The 12,913-nt window shown below is 68.9% G+C and carries 11 protein-coding genes, 1 tRNA gene and 1 pseudogene; 4 read left to right on the top strand and 9 right to left on the bottom strand.

Going from position 1 to position 12,913, the window contains the following annotated elements:
• Positions 1 to 23 precede the first annotated feature (23 nt).
• The 9 genes and pseudogenes from rpoB to JAV76_RS03215 all read right to left on the bottom strand — a co-directional run bounded on the left by rpoB (position 24) and on the right by JAV76_RS03215 (position 8,606).
• Entirely contained in the window at positions 24 to 3,536 is a 3,513-nt protein-coding gene (gene rpoB / locus JAV76_RS03255; RefSeq protein WP_198732582.1) for a DNA-directed RNA polymerase subunit beta, read from the bottom strand.
• Positions 3,537 to 3,832: 296 nt separating this feature from the next.
• Positions 3,833 to 4,216, bottom strand: a pseudogene (gene rplL, locus JAV76_RS03250) (50S ribosomal protein L7/L12); the annotation flags it as partial.
• A gap of 81 nt (positions 4,217 to 4,297) precedes the next feature.
• Positions 4,298 to 4,828 (bottom strand): 50S ribosomal protein L10, encoded by a 531-nt coding sequence (gene rplJ / locus JAV76_RS03245; RefSeq protein WP_198732581.1) that lies wholly within the window; start codon positions 4,826 to 4,828, stop codon positions 4,298 to 4,300.
• Positions 4,829 to 5,169: 341 nt separating this feature from the next.
• The gene (rplA, locus tag JAV76_RS03240; protein WP_198732580.1) at positions 5,170 to 5,886 is read right to left on the bottom strand and encodes a 50S ribosomal protein L1; all 717 of its coding nucleotides are present in this window, start codon (positions 5,884 to 5,886) and stop codon (positions 5,170 to 5,172) included.
• A gap of 108 nt (positions 5,887 to 5,994) precedes the next feature.
• Positions 5,995 to 6,426 (bottom strand): 50S ribosomal protein L11, encoded by a 432-nt coding sequence (gene rplK, locus JAV76_RS03235; protein ID WP_198732579.1) that lies wholly within the window; start codon positions 6,424 to 6,426, stop codon positions 5,995 to 5,997.
• A gap of 65 nt (positions 6,427 to 6,491) precedes the next feature.
• Positions 6,492 to 7,334 (bottom strand): transcription termination/antitermination protein NusG, encoded by an 843-nt coding sequence (gene nusG, locus JAV76_RS03230; protein WP_198732578.1) that lies wholly within the window; start codon positions 7,332 to 7,334, stop codon positions 6,492 to 6,494.
• A gap of 146 nt (positions 7,335 to 7,480) precedes the next feature.
• Positions 7,481 to 7,759: a preprotein translocase subunit SecE gene (gene secE, locus JAV76_RS03225; RefSeq protein ID WP_198732577.1), complete on the bottom strand. Its 279-nt coding sequence runs from the start codon at positions 7,757 to 7,759 to the stop codon at positions 7,481 to 7,483.
• A 105-nt stretch (positions 7,760 to 7,864) separates the two neighbouring features.
• A tRNA-Trp gene (locus tag JAV76_RS03220) sits at positions 7,865 to 7,937 on the bottom strand.
• Between the two features lie 165 nt (positions 7,938 to 8,102).
• Positions 8,103 to 8,606 carry a flavodoxin domain-containing protein gene (locus JAV76_RS03215; protein ID WP_230401780.1) on the bottom strand — a complete coding sequence of 168 codons (504 nt, stop codon included), beginning with the start codon at positions 8,604 to 8,606 and terminating at the stop codon, positions 8,103 to 8,105.
• Between the two features lie 144 nt (positions 8,607 to 8,750).
• On the opposite strand from JAV76_RS03215, the gene JAV76_RS03210 reads away from it, so the two are divergent.
• The 4 genes from JAV76_RS03210 (at position 8,751) to JAV76_RS03195 (ending at position 12,830) form a co-directional block, all read left to right on the top strand.
• Positions 8,751 to 9,803 carry an adenosine deaminase gene (locus JAV76_RS03210; RefSeq protein WP_198732576.1) on the top strand — a complete coding sequence of 351 codons (1,053 nt, stop codon included), beginning with the start codon at positions 8,751 to 8,753 and terminating at the stop codon, positions 9,801 to 9,803.
• Positions 9,800 to 10,570 (top strand): uracil-DNA glycosylase, encoded by a 771-nt coding sequence (locus JAV76_RS03205; RefSeq protein ID WP_198732575.1) that lies wholly within the window; start codon positions 9,800 to 9,802, stop codon positions 10,568 to 10,570. The genes JAV76_RS03210 and JAV76_RS03205 overlap by 4 nt, the downstream gene beginning before the upstream one ends.
• 99 nt (positions 10,571 to 10,669) lie before the next feature.
• A complete protein-coding gene (locus JAV76_RS03200) occupies positions 10,670 to 11,863 on the top strand; it encodes a TerC family protein (protein WP_198732574.1) in 1,194 nt (397 codons plus the stop codon).
• A 94-nt stretch (positions 11,864 to 11,957) separates the two neighbouring features.
• Positions 11,958 to 12,830 carry an MYG1 family protein gene (locus JAV76_RS03195; protein ID WP_198732573.1) on the top strand — a complete coding sequence of 291 codons (873 nt, stop codon included), beginning with the start codon at positions 11,958 to 11,960 and terminating at the stop codon, positions 12,828 to 12,830.
• The last annotated feature ends 83 nt before the right edge of the window (positions 12,831 to 12,913 follow it).

Genomic DNA, 12,913 nt, shown 5'->3' with positions numbered 1-12,913 from the left:
GCGCACCCCCGTCAGTCCCGAGATCAGATCTCGTCGATGCTGGAGGCTGCGTTGGGGCGGCGGGACAGGTCGATCCCGAGCTCTTCGGCGGCGCGGTACACGTCGTCGTCGGACTCGCGCATCTCGATGGAGACGCCGTCGCTCGAGAGCACCTCGACGTTCAGGCACAGCGACTGCATCTCCTTGAGGAGGACCTTGAACGACTCCGGGATGCCCGAGTCGGGGATGTTCTCGCCCTTGACGATGGCCTCGTAGACCTTGACGCGCCCGGGGACGTCGTCGGACTTGATGGTCAGGAGCTCCTGGAGGGTGTACGCGGCGCCGTACGCCTCGAGAGCCCACACCTCCATCTCCCCGAAGCGCTGCCCGCCGAACTGGGCCTTACCACCGAGAGGCTGCTGCGTGATCATCGAGTACGGACCGGTCGAACGCGCGTGGATCTTGTCGTCGACCAGGTGGTGGAGCTTGAGGATGTACATGTAGCCCACCGCGACCGCCTCGGGGAACGGCTCGCCGGAGCGCCCGTCGAAGAGGCGGGCCTTGCCGTCGGGCTGGACCATGCGGTCGCCGTCACGGTTCGGCAGCGTGCTCTGCAGCAGACCGCTGAGCGCGTTCTCCTGGAGACCGTCGAACACCGGGGTCGCGACGGGCCTGCGCGGCGTGTTGGACGCCGCGATCTCCGGGACGTCCTCCTTCCACGACAGGTCGCCCTCGGTCGCGAGCTTGATGTCCCAGCCCTGGGCCGCGATCCACCCGAGGTGGACCTCGAGCACCTGACCGACGTTCATTCGTCCCGGGACACCCATGGGGTTGAGGACGATGTCGACCGGGGTGCCGTCCTCGAGGAACGGCATGTCCTCGACCGGGAGGATCGTCGAGATGACGCCCTTGTTCCCGTGGCGGCCGGCGAGCTTGTCGCCCGCCGTGATCTTGCGTCGCTGCGCGATGTACACGCGGACGAGCTCGTTGACCCCTGCGGGCAGCTCGTCGCCGTCCTCGCGACGGAACTCCTTGACACCGATGACGGTGCCGGACTCGCCGTGAGGCACCTTGAGGGACGTGTCACGGACCTCACGCGCCTTCTCGCCGAAGATGGCGCGCAGGAGACGCTCCTCCGGGGTCAGCTCGGTCTCGCCCTTCGGCGTGACCTTGCCGACGAGCACGTCGCCCGATCCGACCTCGGCACCGATGCGGATGATGCCGCGCTCGTCGAGGTCGGCGAGGACGTCCTCGGAGACGTTCGGGATGTCCCGCGTGATCTCCTCCGGGCCGAGCTTCGTGTCGCGGGCGTCGACCTCGTGCTCCTCGATGTGGATCGAGGAGAGGACGTCGTCCTGGACGAGGCGCTGCGACAGGATGATCGCGTCCTCGTAGTTGTGGCCCTCCCAGGACATGAACGCCACGAGGAGGTTGCGGCCGAGCGCGAGCTCGCCCTCGTCGGTGGCCGGACCGTCGGCGAGCACGGAGCCGACCTCGACGCGTGCGCCGTCCTCGACGAGGACGCGCTGGTTGTACGAGGTGCCCTGGTTGGAGCGACGGAACTTCGCGATGCGGTAGCTCGTCGTCGTGGCGTCGTCGTTGGCGACGACGACCATGTCGGCCGAGACCTCGGTGACGACACCGGGCTTGGTGGCCACGACCACGTCACCCGCGTCGATGGCGGCACGACGCTCCATGCCGGTCCCGACGAAGGGCGCCTCCGACCGGACCAGGGGCACGGCCTGCCGCTGCATGTTCGCACCCATGAGCGCGCGGTTCGCGTCGTCGTGCTCGAGGAACGGGATGAGCGCGGTCGCGACGGACACCATCTGGCGGGGCGAGACGTCCATGTAGTCGACCGCGGAGCCGAGGACGTCGTCCGTCTCGCCTCCCTTGGTCCGGACGAGGACGCGCTCCTGCTTGAAGGATCCGTCGGCGTTGAGCTCGGTGTTCGCCTGGGCGATGACGAAACGGTCCTCGTCGTCGGCCGTGAGGTAGACGACCTCGTCGCTGACCTTGCCGTTCTCCACCGTGCGGTACGGGGTCTCGATGAAGCCGAACGGGTTGATCCGTCCGAACGACGCGAGCGAGCCGATGAGGCCGATGTTCGGGCCCTCAGGGGTCTCGATGGGGCACATGCGTCCGTAGTGCGACGGGTGGACGTCACGGACCTCCATGCCGGCGCGGTCGCGGGACAGACCACCCGGGCCGAGGGCGGAGAGACGCCGCTTGTGCGTCAGGCCCGCGAGCGGGTTGTTCTGGTCCATGAACTGCGAGAGCTGGGACGTCCCGAAGAACTCCTTGATCGACGCCACGACAGGGCGGATGTTGATCAGGGTCTGCGGTGCGATGGCCTCGACGTCCTGCGTGGTCATGCGCTCACGGACGACGCGCTCCATGCGGGACAGGCCGGTGCGGACCTGGTTCTGGATGAGCTCGCCGACGGCGCGGATACGACGGTTGCCGAAGTGGTCGATGTCGTCGGTCTCGACACGGACCTCGACCGCCTCGCCGTTCTTGGTGCCGGGGAGCGTCGTGACGTCTGCGTGCAGCGCGGCGAGGTACTTGATCGTCGCGACGATGTCGGTGACCGTGAGCACGGAGTCGCTCAGTGCTGCATCGATGCCGAGCTTCTTGTTCGCCTTGTAGCGGCCGACCTTGGCGAGGTCGTAGCGCTTGGGGTTGAAGTAGAAGTTCTCGAGGAGCGAGCGGCCTGCCTCGACGGTGGGCGGCTCACCCGGGCGGATCTTCCGGTAGAGGTCGACGAGCGCCTCTTCCTCGGTGGTGACGTGGTCCTTCTCGAGCGTGTCGAGGATGGCCGGGAACGCGGCGAACTCCTCGCGGATCTCGGACTCCGTCAGGCCGAGGGCCTTGAGCAGCACGGTGACGGACTGCTTGCGCTTGCGGTCGACGCGGACGCCCACGGCGTCCCGCTTGTCGATCTCGAACTCGAGCCACGCGCCGCGCGACGGGATGATCTTCGCGGAGAAGATGTCCTTGTCGCTGGTCTTGTCGGCGGTCCGCTCGAAGTAGACGCCCGGGGAACGCACGAGCTGGGAGACGACCACGCGCTCGGTGCCGTTGATGATGAAGGTGCCGCGCTCCGTCATGAGGGGGAAGTCACCCATGAAGACGGTCTGGCTCTTGATCTCGCCGGTGTTGTAGTTGAAGAACTCCGCGGTCACGAAGAGCGGGGCCGCGTAGGTGAAGTCCTTCTCCTTGCACTCCTCGGCCGTGTGCTTCGGGGGCTCGAAGCGGTGGTTCGAGAAGGAGAGGGACATCGAGGACCCGAAGTCCTCGATGGGAGAGATCTCCTCGAAGATCTCCTCGAGGCCGGACGTCGCCGGGACGTCCTGGCGACCGTTCTCGTTGGCCGCGGCCACCCGGGCGCGCCACTTCTCGTTGCCGAGGAGCCAGTCGAAGCTCTCGGTCTGCAGCCCGAGGAGGTCAGGGACCTCCAGCGGCTCGAAGATCTTGGCGAAGGAGACACGCCTGGACGCGGTACGGTTGGCGATCGCATCGGCGGACGGAGCAGTAGGGATGCGCGAGGCAGCCAAAGGGGGTCCTTCCCTGCGGTTCGTGAAGACTGCAGCCGATCTGGCGATCACGACCCCCCGGCCTCGCGGGCCCGCCCATCGCTTAGGTACGATGTCGGGTGCCGCGGGTTATACGGGGTCGCAGGCACAGGCCAGCGCAAAGCGATAGCATAACCCAGGAGCGTCGGGGTAGCAACCCCCGCTCCTCCCCCACCAGGCTCGGTAGGTTCGCGCGAGAACGCCACGGAGGCCCGCACCCCCACAGGGGGGGGGGGCGCCCCAGGGAGGTAAGCAGGTGGCCCGCAGGGCACCCAAACCTGGAGGGTGACCGTTGCGCCGGCGCCCTCGAGGGCAGCCTTGGCCTTCTCGGCGGTCTCCTTGTTCGCGGCCTCGAGGACCGGCTTCGGAGCGCCGTCGACGAGGTCCTTCGCCTCCTTGAGGCCGAGGCTCGTGAGGGCGCGCACCTCCTTGATGACCTGGATCTTCTTGTCGCCGGCAGCCTCGAGGATGACGTCGAACTCGTCCTTCTCCTCCTCGGCCTCAGCGGCGCCGCCTGCGGCGGGCGCTGCGACGGCAACAGCGGCGGGGGCCGCTGCGGTGACCTCGAAGGTGTCCTCGAACGCCTTCACGAACTCGGAGAGCTCGATGAGGGTGAGTTCCTTGAAAGCCTCGATGAGCTCTTCGGTGCTGAGCTTCGCCATGGTCGGCGTCCTTCCTGGTTGTCCTGCGTGAAGCAGAGAGTGGGGTGGTGGCGTTGACCGAACGGTCCCGTGAGGGATCGGTCAGGCAGCGCTGTCCTGCGAAGCCTGCTTCTCGCGCAGGGCGTCGATGGTGCGCACGGCCTGCGAAGCGGGTGCCGTGAAGAGGTACGCCGCCTGGTAGAGCGACGCCTTGAGTGCGCCGGCCAGCTTGGCCAGGAGCACCTCACGGGACTCGAGGTCCGCGAGCTTGGTGATGTCCTCAGCGGTCAGCGGGCGTCCGTCGAGGACACCTGCCTTGATGACCAGCTGGGGGTTCGCCTTGGCGAAGTCACGCAGTCCCTTGGCGGCCTCGACCGGGTCCCCGGAGACGAAGGCGATCGCCGACGGCCCGGAGAGGTCGGCATCGAGTCCTTCGACACCGGCTTCCTTGGCCGCGATCGAGGTCAGCGTGTTCTTCACCACGGCGTAGGTTGCGTTGCCGCTGAGCGACCGACGCAGCTGCTTGAGCTGCGCGACGGTGAGCCCGCGGTACTCGGTCAGCACGGCAGCGTTGGACTCGCGGAACAGGTCCGTGAGCTCTGCGACTGCGGCTGCCTTGTCCGGCCTCGCCATGGCAATCCTTCCGATGGTGGTGCCGCACGACTCGCCGGGATCCCGGCTCCCACCCCGAACGACGAAAAGAGCCCCGCGCAGGCGCGGGGCTCACAGTGCACGAACACGACGGTCCGAAGCTGATTGCTCTCACCTGCGCCGGCCCCCGCGTCGTGCGGAGCTTCGGTCGACGCTTCCCGTCTCCGGGCAGCACCGACGACCTGCGGTCTTGGGTACGCACAAACAATACAGCCCATCCACGGCCGCGCCAAACCCGCAGGTCGGGGTATTGCAGGCGGACGACGGAGGCCGGGCCCCTCCCAGGGACCCGGCCTCCGTGCAGTGCTGCTCAGACGAGCCGATCAGGCTTCGTCGTCTCCGAGGAGCTTCGTCGTCTTCGACTGGTCCAGGGGGATGCCCGGGCCCATCGAGGTCGTGAGCGTCGCCTTGGTGATGTAGCGCCCCTTGGAGGAGGAGGGCTTCAGACGGAGGACCTCGTCGATCGCGGCGGCATAGTTCTCGACCAGCGCGACCTCGGAGAACGAGGTCTTGCCGATGATGAAGTGCAGGTTCGAGTGCTTGTCGACGCGGAACTCGATCTTCCCGCCCTTGATCTCCGTGACGGCCTTCGCCACGTCCATGGTCACCGTGCCGGTCTTCGGGTTCGGCATGAGGCCACGGGGACCGAGGACCTTTCCGAGGCGTCCGACCTTGCCCATGAGGTCCGGCGTCGCGACGGCGGAGTCGAAGTCGGTGAACCCGGCGGCGACCTGCTCGATGAGCTCGTCGCCACCGACGACGTCGGCGCCTGCGGCGCGGGCCTGCTCGGCACGCTCACCGGTGGCGAAGACCAGGACCCGGGCGGTCTTGCCGGTGCCGTGGGGCAGGTTGACCGTGCCACGGACCATCTGGTCCGCCTTGCGGGGGTCGACGCCGAGGCGGAAGGCGACCTCGACGGTCGCGTCCCACTTGGTCACCGACGTCTCCTTCGCGAGGCGCACGGCCTCGAGAGGGGTGTACAGGGTGTCGCGGTCGATCTTCTCGGCCGCTGTGCGATATGCCTTGCTGCGCGTTGCCATCTGCTTGTTCTCCTTGAGCAGTCGTGGTCTACGGGTCCGCGCGGACCCTGCCACTGTCCGGGAGGCCGAGCCTCCCGGAGCGATGAACGTACTGGGGGATGGAGCGGGTCAGCCCTCGACCTTGATGCCCATCGACCGGGCGGTGCCCGCGATGATCTTCGACGCTGCGTCGATGTCGTTGGCGTTGAGGTCCTCGAGCTTGGTCTGAGCGATCTCGCGGACCTGGTCCGCGGAGAGCGTGGCGACCTTCACCGTGTGCGGGGTGGGCGAGCCCTTGTCCACACCGGCGGCCTTCTTGATGAGCTCCGCTGCCGGGGGCGTCTTCGTGATGAACGTGAAGGAACGGTCCTCGTAGACCGTGATCTCCACGGGAACCACGTTGCCCCGCTGCGACTCGGTCGCGGCGTTGTAGGCCTTGCAGAACTCCATGATGTTGACGCCGTGCTGTCCGAGCGCGGGTCCGATCGGGGGCGCCGGCGTGGCAGCACCGGCCTGGATCTGGAGCTTGATCAGCCCAGATACCTTCTTCTTGGGAGGCATATCGGGTCCTTCGTGTTCTGACTCAGTAGGTGACGACGCGGTATGACGCCGTCGGGACGATCAGGTCAGATCTTGGCGACCTGGCTGAACGACAGCTCGACCGGGGTCTCCCGGCCGAAGATCGAGACCAGCACCTTGAGCTTCTGGCCCTCGGCGTTGATCTCGGAGATCGTGGCAGGCAGCGTGTCGAACGGGCCGTCCGTGACGGTGACCGACTCGCCGACCTGGAAGTCGACCTGGATGGCCGGGGCCGAGGCACCACCCTTGGTCGCCGTCTCGGCCTTGGGGGTGAGCACCGGTGCGAGCATGCCGAACACCTCGTTCTGGGTGAGCGGCACGGGCTGGTGGGTGTGACCGACGAAGCCGGTGACGCCCGGAGTGTGACGCACGGCACCCCACGACTCGTCGGTGAGGTCCATGCGCACGAGGACGTAGCCCGGGATCCGGACGCGGCGGACGACCTTCTTCTGCGCGTTCTTGATCTCGGTGACCTCTTCCATCGGCACCTCGATCTGGAAGATGTAGTCCTCCATGTTGAGGCTCTGGATGCGGTTCTCCAGGTTCGCCTTGACGCGGTTCTCGTAGCCCGCGTAGGAGTGGATGACGAACCAGTCGCCGGGCTTCGAGCGCAGCTCGCGCTTGAAGACCTCGACGGGGTCCTCGTCGCCCTCGGACTCGACGGCGTCCTCCGCCATCTCTGCCGCGTCGCCCGGCTCGTCAGGGCCTTCCGTCCCGGCGGCGTCGAGCGGCTCGTCCTGCACCGGCTCTGCCTGGTCGACGTCGACCGGCTCGGCTGCACCACCCTCGGGGGATTCCCCGGGCTCGGCCACGGTCGCGTCCGCGCTCTCGGCGTCGGGCACGGCGGCGTCGACGATCTCCTCCGTCGGCTCGATCGAGTCCTGAGACACGTGGCAACCTGCTTTCTACTGACTACCGAGACCGGCTCGGACTAGCTGCGATGGACTTGCGGGGCGGTGACCGTCCCGGAGACGTCTCCTCCTGGGGAGCGCCGACCGATGCTGTGCCGCGACGACGTCACGGGGTCGTTGGACGGCTAGCCGAACACCCAGAAGACGGCCTTGCCGATGAGGAAGTCGAGGAGCATCACGAACGCCATGGCGACGAGCACGAACACGATGACCACGAGGGTGTAGTTGAGGAGCTCGGAACGGGTCGGGGTGACGACCTTCTTCAGCTCGCCGACGACCTGGCGCACGAAGAGCGCGATCCGCGAGAAGATGTTCCCCTTCTTCGCGGGACTCGTGCTGCTCTTCTTCGCACCACTGACACCGGCGCCCTCGGCGCTGGCGGCACCGGATGCGGAATCGCTCACTAGTTCGTCCCTAACGTCGTGGCTCGTGTGATCACCTGCCGATGACTCGCCCCGGGTGACCGGGCCAGCACCACGAACGGCACGAACACCGTCGATGGCACTCAGCAGGGTAGACAGGACTCGAACCTGCAACCTGCGGTTTTGGAGACCGCTGCGCTACCAATTGCGCCACTACCCTTCGTGACGGACGCCTTCCCGGTCCTGCTCGCAGCCTCGCTGGGCGCGACCGAGCCTGGTAGACGTCAACCACCGAATGAATACTGTACGCGACAGCCGTGCCACGGTCTAACCGGGCTCGTCGGGCGTCAGCATCGGCGCGCGCGGAGCACCGCGCGCGAGGTCCTCAGCGCGCTGCGGAAGGTGCCGTGGCGAGCACGTCGGCGATCTCCTCGGCCCACCCCCGGACGGCGTCCATGTCGCGTGCGTCCCCGTACTTCCCGCGTGCCGCGAGGATCGCCGCGCGCTCCGCCAGGCTCAGCTGGAGCACGTCGAGCTTGCCGGAGAAGTGCCTGTGCCGCGCGTTCAGCCTCGAGATCCTCGACGTCGTCGTCGGAGCAGCGTTGGAGCGCTTGCTCGGCGAGTCGGACAGACCGGACGAGAACAGCCAGACCTGCTTGCCCTCGATCTGCGACTCGATCCGCTCCAGGAGGTCACGACCCTCCGGCAACCACTGCCCGATGTACACGGCAGACCCGAGGACGACGGCGTCGTAGTGCGACGCGTCGGAGATGTCGCCCGGGTCGATGTGGTCGACGTCGAACCCCGCCCGGTCCAGCGTCTGCGCGACGACGGCCGCGATCTCCCTCGTGGCCCCGTGCCTCGACGCCGCGCTCACCAGAACTCGCATGTCGGTCCCCTCCCTCGGCAGGCCCGGCCCGTCGCCGGCGGACCCGCCCTCCCTGTGTGATGTCCCCCCATCGTGTCTCCGGCGCGGCTCGCGCTCGTGGGCCGGAAGTCCCCCGGTCGCCGTGACGGCTGGCACAATCGCCGGATGCGCGACCTGACCACCCTCCCCAAGGCGCACCTGCACCTGCACTTCACCGGCTCGATGCGCCAGTCGACCCTCGTCGAGCTGGCCGCCGCGCACGGCGTGCGCCTTCCCGCGGCACTCCTCGACACCGACGCCGTGAGGGTTCCTGCCGACGCCCGGGGCTGGTTCCGCTTCCAGCGCCTCTACGACGCCGCCCGGGCGTGCGTCCGTTCGGAGGCCGACATGCGCCGCATCGTCCGGGAGGCCGCCGAGGACGACGCCACGGAGGGGTCCGGCCGGTTGGAGATCCAGGTGGACCCCACCTCGTACGCGCCGTTCGTCGGCGGGATCACACCCGCTCTCGAGATCGTGCTCGACGAGGCGCGCGAGGCCACGTCGGCCACCGGCGCCGAGGTCGCCGTCGTCGTCGCGTCGTCCCGGATGCGGCACCCTCTCGAGGCGAGGACCCTCGCACGACTCGCGGCCGGGTACGCCGGCGACGGGCCCGGCGACGTCGTCGGCTTCGGGCTGAGCAACGACGAGCGCCGCGGCGACACCCGGGAGTTCGCGGCCGCGTTCCGCATCGCGCGGCGGGCCGGCCTCGCGGCGGTCCCGCACGGCGGGGAGCTCCTGGGCCCCGCGCACCTGGCGGAGGTCCTCGACGAGCTCCGTCCCGACCGGCTGGGTCACGGCGTCCGCGCCGTCGAGGACCCTCGCCTCCTGGACCGCATCGTCTCGTCCGGCATCGCCCTCGAGGTGAACCCCGCGTCGAACGTGTCCCTCGGCATCTACGCCGACGACCACCGCGTGCCGCTGCGTACCCTCGTCGACGCCGGCGCCCGGGTCGCGCTCGGTGCTGACGACCCGCTCCTGTTCCGGTCCCGGCTCGTCGCACAGTACGAGACGGCGCGCACCGTCCACGCCTTCGACGACACGATGCTCGCGGACCTCGCCCGCTCGTCGATCAGGGCCAGCCGTGCGACATCCGCGACGACGGACCGTCTCCTCGCAGGCGTCGACGCGTGGCTCGCGGCGCCGGACCACGGGTCAGCACCGGACGGATCACCCCGATGACCGACGCTCCCCTCCGCACCTCCTCCGACGACCGCGCCCGGGCGGAGCGGCCCCTGCTCGCGGCCGGCGCCCCCACCCTGCGTGCCGTCGACGAGCTCGTGACCGGGTGCTTCGCCTGCCCGCGCCTGGTGGCCTGGCGCGAAGAGGTCGGACGGGTGCGACGCGCCGCCTTCCGGGACGAGGAGTACTGGGCGCGACCGGTCCCGAGCTTCGGCGACCCCGCCGCGCAGGTCGTCGTCGTCGGGCTCGCGCCCGCCGCGCACGGCGGGAACCGGACCGGCCGGATGTTCACCGGTGACCGCAGCGGTGACGTCCTCTTCGCGGCCCTCCACCGGACCGGGTTCGCCTCGAGCCCCGTGTCCGTCCGTGCGGACGACGGGCTCGAGCTGCGCGGGGTGCGCCTCGTCGCGCCCGTGCACTGCGCTCCCCCGGACAACCGCCCGACGCCCGACGAGCGGCGCCGCTGCGCCCCGTACCTCGCGCGGGAGCTCGAGCTGCTCTCGCCCACGGTGCGGGTCGCGGTCGTGCTCGGGGGCTTCGGGTGGCAGGCGCTCATGTCCACCCTCACCGAGCAGGGATGGGCGGTCCCGCGTCCCCGCCCGACCTTCGGGCACGGGGCAGCGGTCCGGCTCCTCCACACCGACGGACGGTCCCTCGTCGTCCTCGGCTGCTACCACGTGAGCCAGCAGAACACCTTCACCGGACGCCTCACCCCCGAGATGCTCGACGCCGTCCTCGTGGAGGCCCGCGACCTCGCCCACGCCTGAGACGGCACGATCTCGCGCTCGCGGGAACTGGTCGCGCCCCATCGACGTTGAGGAGTGGAGGAGAGCCGGCACCCGTCGGCTGCGGACCCGGAGGTTCACGTGTCAGAGGTATCAGGTCTCGTGTGGGGACTGACGATCGTCGGGATCGTCGGTCTTCTCGCCTTCGACTTCTTCTTCCACGTGCGCAAGGCGCACGTGCCCACCCTCGCCGAGGCGGCGAGGTGGTCGGCGTTCTACGTCGGGATCGCCATCGTGTTCGGCATCGGCGTGCTGGTCCTCGGTGGATCCCAGATGGGCTCCGAGTACTTCGCCGGGTACGTCACGGAGAAGGCGCTGTCCGTCGACAACCTCTTCGTGTTCCTCATCATCATGGCGAGCTTCCGGGTGCCTCGTGAGGACCAGCAGAAGGTCCTGCTCTTCGGGATCGTCTTCGCCCTCATCGCCCGCACCGGGTTCATCTTCGCCGGGGCGGCGCTCATCTCGATCTTCTCCTGGGTCTTCTACCTCTTCGGCCTCATCCTCCTCGTCACCGCCGTGAACATGCTCAAGCCGGAGGACGAGGACGCCAGCGCGGCGGACAACTTCGTCATCCGCACCGCCAAGAAGGTGTTCCACACGTCGGAGCACTACGACGGCGACAGGCTCTTCACGACGATCGACGGCAAGCGGGCCCTCACGCCGATGCTCCTCGTCATGGTCGCCATCGGCGGGACCGACATCCTCTTCGCGCTCGACTCGATCCCGGCGATCTTCGGCCTCACGCAGAACGTGTTCATCGTGTTCACCGCGACCGCCTTCTCGCTCATGGGTCTGCGCCAGCTGTTCTTCCTCATCGACGGCCTCCTCGACCGGCTCATCTACCTGTCGTACGGGCTCGCCGCGATCCTCGGGTTCATCGGCGTCAAGCTCGTCCTCCACGCGCTCCACGAGAACAACGTCCCGTTCATCAACGGTGGCGAGCACGTCGGGGTCGTCGAGATCAGCACCAGCCTCTCGCTGAGCGTCATCATCGGGGTGCTCACCGTCACCGTGATCGCGTCGCTGCTCAGCCCCAAGGGGCGTATGCAGAACACCGTCAACAAGACGCACGCGCTCGCCACCGCGTACGTCGGGCTCGACTCGTCCGTGGACGCCGAGGAGCGTCAGCGCGTGTACACCGAGCTCCTCGCCCAGGAGCAGGTCCTCGAGGGCACCGAGTCACGGCACCGCGAGTCCCTCGCCGAGGAGAAGGGCCTGCCCGAGCTGCTCGAGAGGGCCCACCGCGAGCACGCGGAGACCGCCGGGCGCGCCTGACCCCGGACCACGAGGCCCTCTCGACCACGGCACCGCCCTGCGCGCCGCTCGTGGCCGAGGGGGCCTCGTGGGTACCGCCCCGTAGGCTTCGGGCGTGATCATCGCAACCCACAACGGCAAGTTCCACGCGGACGACGTGCTCGGCGTCGCGCTCCTCAAGCACCTGCACCCGGACGCAGAGGTGGTCCGCACGCGCGACGCGGACCGGCTCGGGGAGGCGGACGTCGTCCTCGACGTCGGCGGCCTGTTCGACCCTGCGACCCGACGCTTCGACCACCACCAGCTGAGCTCCGGGGCGCGCGAGAGCGGCATCCTCTACTCGGCGTTCGGGCTGCTCTGGCAGCAGTACGGCAAGGAGTTCTGCGACGGCGACGAGGCCGTGTGGCAGAAGATCGACTCCCGCCTGGTGACAGCCGTCGACGCAGTCGACAACGGCCAGGACCTCTACACCGTCAACGACTACGGCACCTACCCCTTCGACGTCTCGGAGTATCTCGGGCTCTTCAACCCGCTCGTCGAGGGCGAGGACTTCGACTCGCAGTTCGAGGTGGCAGTCGGTCTCGCGACGCAGCTCCTCCTGCGTCTGCGGGCCCGCTACGCGGGGGCGATCGCCGCGGAGCGCGACTTCCTCACGGCGTACGCCGCGAGCCCCGACAAGCGCTACGTCGTCCTGGAGCGGTTCGTCCCGCACGGCGGCATCGCCACCAAGCAGCCCGACCTCCTCTTCACGCTCTTCCCCGGCGCCTCGGGCGGGTGGACCATCCAGACCGTCCGTCCGGAGGGGTCGCAGTACGGGTCGCGCAAGGAGCTGCCGCAGGCCTGGCGCGGGCTGACCGGGGGCGAGCTCGCCGCGGTCACCGGTGTGCCCGACTCCGTCTTCTGCCACAAGGCCGGGTTCATCGGTGCAGCGGAGTCCCGCGCCGGTGCGCTGCGACTCCTCGAGCTGGCGCTCGCCGACACGGTCTGACGCCCGGGAACCGCGGAGCCCTGCCGGTCGGTCCGGCGAGCGGCGCACGGCCCTCGTCGTGCACCACTCGCCGGGCACGCCCT

The sequence above is a fragment of the Sanguibacter suaedae genome (assembly GCF_016342785.1).
GTDB classification, from domain to species: Bacteria; Actinomycetota; Actinomycetes; order Actinomycetales; family Cellulomonadaceae; genus Sanguibacter; species Sanguibacter suaedae.
The sequence above is the reverse complement of the archived record's forward strand: the minus strand, read 5'-3'. Positions and strand labels throughout refer to the sequence as shown.

What these genes read in the sequence shown, in the direction of transcription:
- rplK (WP_198732579.1), bottom strand. Translation starts at nt 6,426, where the DNA reads ATGCCTCCCAAGAAGAAGGTATCTGGGCTGATCAAGCTCCAGATCCAG.
- rplA (WP_198732580.1), bottom strand. Translation starts at nt 5,886, where the DNA reads ATGGCAACGCGCAGCAAGGCATATCGCACAGCGGCCGAGAAGATCGAC.
- JAV76_RS03210 (WP_198732576.1), top strand. Translation starts at nt 8,751, where the DNA reads ATGCGCGACCTGACCACCCTCCCCAAGGCGCACCTGCACCTGCACTTC.
- JAV76_RS03215 (WP_230401780.1), bottom strand. Translation starts at nt 8,606, where the DNA reads ATGCGAGTTCTGGTGAGCGCGGCGTCGAGGCACGGGGCCACGAGGGAG.
- rplJ (WP_198732581.1), bottom strand. Translation starts at nt 4,828, where the DNA reads ATGGCGAGGCCGGACAAGGCAGCCGCAGTCGCAGAGCTCACGGACCTG.
- JAV76_RS03205 (WP_198732575.1), top strand. Translation starts at nt 9,800, where the DNA reads ATGACCGACGCTCCCCTCCGCACCTCCTCCGACGACCGCGCCCGGGCG.